Here is a 5,837-nt window from a genome sequence, read left to right as displayed (position 1 = left end):
AATAGTTCCATCCCTACGAATGAATTCTATTTTTTTAATGGTTGGATTGCCTATCCCTCTCCATTTTATGCGATAGCTAATAAAAACATTGTCTATTTCGGATATAAGTTCTTTCCTAGCAGTCGAATAACTTGATTTTGAAAACTCTCCCTCCCCACTTATGTAATAATAGGATAAAGAAATACATATAACCAAAGCTATGAACAACAAAGTCATGGTGATGATTCTTTTGGTCATTAATTCCCTCCTTGGTTAGAGTCTATTTATATACTCTTTTAAATTATTTAGGTTACAAGTACTTCGACCCATTACTGCAATCTCTTCTTCAATAATACTACAAGTAAGCTTAAGTAAATTTATTAAAAATATAATTCAGATTTTAACATAAATATCCAATTGATTATTTGCTCTATTTACGATTAAGGCAAATAAAAGGGCTTTCCTTATTCCAGAAAAGCGCCCGTTTGCTGAAATCTCGAAACCAAGATAATGGTTATGTACACAAATATTCTTTGGACTTAAAAATATTTTCACTAGGCATTTATCTTTTTACAAATATAAATCATTTCATTGGCTTCATTTGTTATAGGAGTTTCATCCCAATCTTTATACAAGTGTAGAATTTTGAATCCATATCTATGTAAAAGTCTCTCCATTTCTTTTGGGTATACATATCTTAAAGAAATATCGGATGTAGTTTCATGAACAATTTCTCCATCAGAATCTATAAACTTTTTTATTGTAGAGTTATGTTGTATCTGAGTTAGTAAGTCATATTTACTGATATAGTAATCCTCAACAGTTAATTGAGAGCTTGGGTCTGTATAAGTTCTCACATACTCCTCAACAGGGGATACTAATAATTCTTCAGCATTAGGAAACCTAGTTCCAAATATAAATATACCTTTATTTTTTAGGTGGTTATTTACAGAAGACAATAAAGCATCTTGTTTTTCGTTTGTGAGAAAGTGTTGAAACGAATTACCAACAGTGTATATAAGGTTAGCTTTTGTTTTTAGATTTAATTGAGTACAATCTTGTTGTATCCAATCAATCTCCAAGTTCTTTTTTGAAGACTTCTCTTTAGCTGTATTAAGCATTCCTTCATGTATGTCCACACCAATTATTTGATTATTTGCGTTTTCAGCTAAAGGAATTGTTGCCCTACCAGTACCACAAGCTAAATCAATTATAGGCCCTTTAGTTTTTAAAACCCATTTTAAAAGTAAGGGTATGTCAGCTCTATAAGAATCATATTCTTCATCATAAGACGATGGATCATTATACATATCAAAGTTGTCCAAAACATCTGTTTTTTCCAATGTTATTCACCTTCCTTTAACTAACTAGTTTGTTCACTATTTTAACACATATATCCAATTGAATCGGTTAATTATTTCACCGTTCCAATCAAAAAAGACGCAGATTCTTACTAAAGAATCGCTCCCAAATCTTGAAGACTTGAATTCGAGATAAATACTAGAATTTTGTACAACTATAGCTCCTAAAATCACTCTACATTATATAATTTTTCTCCCTGAGATAGAAGTTTCACTTTAAAACCTTATTCTACACTTTTACCATTGGGAAAAAGGACACAACATTGTTCTTGAAGTGCCCTTTAGATGATGACATTAGCTAATAATAATAGCTCATATATCACCTAACGTACTGATGAAATAGCCTTATCACCCAAATATCCAAAATAACCCTGCAATTATTAACCCGATAAATCCTAAACCAGTAAAAAGAAATCCTTTTCTAAGAATAGAATATTTTTTTGATGCCGTACAAGCTAAAAAGTAGTTTTGCTCATTAAATTTATTTAACAGTTCATTTTCATCAATTTCTTTTAACTCACTCAAGAAATTATCTTTCTCCATATTACTAACATTTTCCCAAAAGATAAGGCCTTTTTTATTTTTATCAGATGTTCTTGGGTAAACTACTAAGACAGCCAAAAATATTGCAATTAGTAATAAAATACATGATGTTAAAGCAAAGAAATATTTAGTTTCCATTAAATTATTAGTCAAATAACTGAAGAGAACTCTAATAATTAAGCCGTTTATTGTTATTAATGCAAGAGCCTTAGCATCTGCAAATTTTATATAGTCATTTAAATAAGTATGATGTATTTTTGAAAATTCTTCTTTATTCACTTTTTCACCCAATTTTCAGTTATACTCAATTTTCTAAAGTCCCTAATTTCATCGTTTATGTAAATTCCTGACCTATCTTTGGCAATTAATTTACTTTCAGGGTTATAAATGTAACACTCCATAAAATGTAAACCGGTATAAGCAGTTGATTGCTCACAAAAATATTCTCCTTCGAAATCTTTCATGTAATACTCTAAATCCTTTTCTGATTGTTCTGCTTCGTCACCATAGTTAACTACTCTCCATTTTATATTTCCAATCGGCATATTTGCATAGTTAAATAATTCAAACATTACCTTCATTCCTTTATCTAGTGAGGAGCTACTTTGAAAATACCTGGTGTATTGATCGCTATCATTTTTCTTCACATAACAAACCACTTCAAAATCTGTAGGAGATATATAATTATTAAAATCTTTTGTTTTAGGTAAGAATGAAAAGGAATTTAGATACTTTTCCCAATCAAAAACTCGCATTTGATAATATGCGTGTGATTTAGATTCTTCTAGTACGTATCTTTCTTCTACTGATTCTCCATCCTTAATTACAGTTTTAACTTCAAAAAATTCATCAGATAGATCAAGATATTTATAAATGTTTTCACCAATCATAATCTTGTTTCTTGGTGATTTACTTTGTAATTTCGCAGCCAAGTCAGTGTGGATACTTGTAGAAGTAACCTCTGTTATATTATCAATACCATACTCCGACCACATTACTTCACTATCATCACCTATATCAATTCCAATTTTAATCTTTAAAGGGGATAAATCGTTTTCCTCAAAAAACTTACTTAATGTGTGCTTATTATATGACTGCATCATTGATGCTGCATTCAATGCGTTTATTATTGCATCACTCTTATTCAAGGATTGATGTCCAAAATACGCAAACACAGCATCACCTTGTAATCTATGTATATGTCCATCAAAAGCTTGAAATAATTCAATTGCCGTAGAGACTATAACATTTTTATATAGTCTTACTTCTGATAGAGGAAATTTCAAACCTAGCTTTGTTGAACCAGATATATCTAAAAACAACGAGCATATATATTGGTTAATAGGAAGCATAGAAACATCTTTAAAATCAGGATGTGTTCCTATTGTATTAGAAAACACTTCATTACTCTTTCCAAATAAATCTCTTATTTCCTGTTTTGGAGGTCTTATTTGTTCTATATCATGACTTTTAGCTATTTTTTCGAAGATCGATATTTCTTGTGCCTCTACAATATTCTGTTTTGGTATCTTTGAAGCAAATAACCTGTCAAATATATCATTTAAATTACTCATATAAATACCTCCCTTTAATGTCTTTAAATAATAATAACAAGAACTCGCTTTCTATTATAATTCAATATGTTATTAATTACCATTAATTCAGTGCAATAGTATGTAGACCTTAATTATTATTACAAGAGAAGTGATTTATATAGATTTCAAGTCTTCAATATAGTGGCACCATAGTTTAAAAGACACAAAAAAAACACGCTCTTTTTGAACGTGCCTAAAAGTATTTTGTATATAAATCATGCCTCATCTTACCACTAAGTTGAGCGTATAATTTGGTTGTCTCACTCTTCTCGTGTCCAAGTAAACTTTGAATCACTTCTACCGGAGCTCCATTGTTGATCATATGTGTTGCATAACTGTGTCTGAGTTGGTGTGGATGTATGTTTTTATTAATACCTGCTCTGCATGAGATTCGTTTAATAATATATCGTATATTATCAATACTCATTCTCTTCCTAGGTCTTCTTTCTGTAATGAACAAGCAATCATACTCATCTTCACGTTCATCTAAATATCTTTTTAACCACAGAGAGCAGCGAGTATTAAAGTACACTTCTCTTTCTTTGTCACCTTTACCATGAACAATTACAGAATTAGTAGCAAAGTTTATGTCCTCTCGATTCAACTTCACAACCTCCCCTATACGAAAACCTGTAGAGTAAAAGAACTCAAATAGAGCATTTTCCATAGAAGAATGGCACGCTTCCCTTAGATGTTCGATCTCAAACTCTGATAAAAATTTCGGTATTCTTTTTCCTATTTTAGGTTCCTTTAGCTTAGTTGCTGGATCCATCTGTATGAAACCTTCTTCATATGTCCACTTAAAAAGAGATCTAAGACAACGTACTCTATGACCCATACTGGATGGCTTCAGATGTTCACCTTCTTCTACCAAATAATTTTTCAATTGTTCAGTAGTAAGAGTATTAACATCAACATTCCCAAAATGACTCAGTAGAGTATTGTATTGATAGCAATACGATCTCAATGTTAATGTGGAATAAGCTTCAATCTTTTTATCTAGTTGATATTTATGCCAAACATCAGATAAAAGCATAATAATTCACTCTCCTAGGTTTTTTTCCAAGTAATCTTGAATCTAGTATGGCCTCGGAGAGTGAATTTAATACGTGCTTTATTCCATTATATAAGAATTGTTACTTAATATACTTTCCCATCAGACCGCATGTTTATGAACTTTTATAGTTCCAGATAAGCGCCCGTTTCTGGAATACTTGATCTCGAGATATATTTTCACATATCATTTGATTTTTCCATCTATATTTGAATACTGTATGTATTAATACCTTTCTTGTCTATTAATGCTACTTCATTTGATGAGAACCACTTCAAGCTTCCAAAATGCTGAGCAAATGCCCATTCGTTTGGCCGTTCTTCTATTATCTTTTCTTCTTTAACAATCTCTTTCGCTTTATTTTTAATTATTATGCTGACCTTAAAATTATCAATATTATGCTCACAGGATACTTCTGCAATATATTTTCTATTCGGGCTTTTCTTAGGCTTATTCCAAATCCATTGGTTATTGTAGTTACAATCACTAACCTTCTGATACATTCTTTGAAACGGTTTTTTATCCCATTCTTTTTCCTTAATAACTATATTAATACCTTTTTCTAAAAGTTTGTAAATTAATAATTTCTTCTCATAATTATGTAAGTTAAAGTAATAATCAATATTTAAGCCAACTTTAACATGACTAACACCACCTACGAGTTTGTGTTCGTTGTTATTGTCTTTCATATCCTCTACACACTCCACCAAAACCTTCCAGCAGTCCTCTGTTTTATATTTTTCAAAATTCCTTTCAAGCAGTGACGCTACACAACGGACTTCATCCCTAAACCTCATCCTGCGTTCTTTCCAATTCTTTTCGTAATCTTCTTTACTACCCTCCCTATTTAAGTATGGTATGTCTAAATCAAATTCACTAAGAATAGGCAATAAATTCACTTCCTTACACTCTAATCATTCACTGATTTGAACTTGTTATTTGCATAATCATCAATCTCACCAAGTAGTTGCCACCATTCGGAACCTCCTTGAAAATCTCTAATATAGAGATCACCTAACCAACGAATATGACACCTTTGAATAAGTTTTTCTAAAATTTCTTTATTATTTAAGTCTTTCTTTAGCTGGTTAAGAATTATCTCCAAATCCTCAGCTTCCTTTATATATTCATTCTTTTTTAAATAATTAATTGCCGTATTAATTTTTTCAAGAGACATTACTTCTCCCCCCTCATCAACCTGATGAATATTTCCAAATTATCAACACCAATTATTTCGATTAATACCAAGACATATCCTTCTCTTCTCAAAAAAATAAGCACAATCATTACTACATGATTGCGCCC

General features: G+C 30.9%; 7 protein-coding genes. All 7 read right to left on the bottom strand.

The genetic code is table 11. The features are described from left to right. On the bottom strand, positions 1-237 hold a 237-nt coding region (locus H514_RS25090; RefSeq protein ID WP_036849383.1), incomplete at its 3' end, for a hypothetical protein. Positions 238-533: 296 nt separating this feature from the next. After that, a complete protein-coding gene (locus H514_RS0115160; RefSeq protein ID WP_027447724.1) occupies positions 534-1,322 on the bottom strand; it encodes a class I SAM-dependent methyltransferase in 789 nt (262 codons plus the stop codon). A 366-nt stretch (positions 1,323-1,688) separates the two neighbouring features. Further along, positions 1,689-2,162 carry a Pycsar system effector family protein gene (locus tag H514_RS0115155; protein WP_027447723.1) on the bottom strand — a complete coding sequence of 158 codons (474 nt, stop codon included), beginning with the start codon at positions 2,160-2,162 and terminating at the stop codon, positions 1,689-1,691. Continuing rightward, complete coding sequence (locus tag H514_RS0115150; protein WP_027447722.1) at positions 2,159-3,457, bottom strand: adenylate/guanylate cyclase domain-containing protein; 1,299 nt, start codon at positions 3,455-3,457, stop codon at positions 2,159-2,161. Before H514_RS0115150 ends, H514_RS0115155 begins: the two co-directional genes overlap by 4 nt. A 214-nt stretch (positions 3,458-3,671) precedes the next feature. After that, positions 3,672-4,514 (bottom strand): tyrosine-type recombinase/integrase, encoded by an 843-nt coding sequence (locus H514_RS0115145; protein ID WP_027447721.1) that lies wholly within the window; start codon positions 4,512-4,514, stop codon positions 3,672-3,674. A gap of 221 nt (positions 4,515-4,735) precedes the next feature. Then, complete coding sequence (locus H514_RS0115140) at positions 4,736-5,422, bottom strand: hypothetical protein (RefSeq protein ID WP_027446218.1); 687 nt, start codon at positions 5,420-5,422, stop codon at positions 4,736-4,738. A gap of 20 nt (positions 5,423-5,442) precedes the next feature. Then, the gene (locus tag H514_RS0115135) at positions 5,443-5,709 is read right to left on the bottom strand and encodes a hypothetical protein (protein ID WP_027446217.1); all 267 of its coding nucleotides are present in this window, start codon (positions 5,707-5,709) and stop codon (positions 5,443-5,445) included. Between the last annotated feature and the right edge of the window lie 128 nt (positions 5,710-5,837).

Source organism: Pontibacillus marinus BH030004 = DSM 16465, from assembly GCF_000425225.1.
Taxonomy (GTDB): Bacteria; Bacillota; Bacilli; order Bacillales; family BH030062; genus Pontibacillus; species Pontibacillus marinus.
This window is presented reverse-complemented; position numbering and strand designations above follow the sequence as displayed.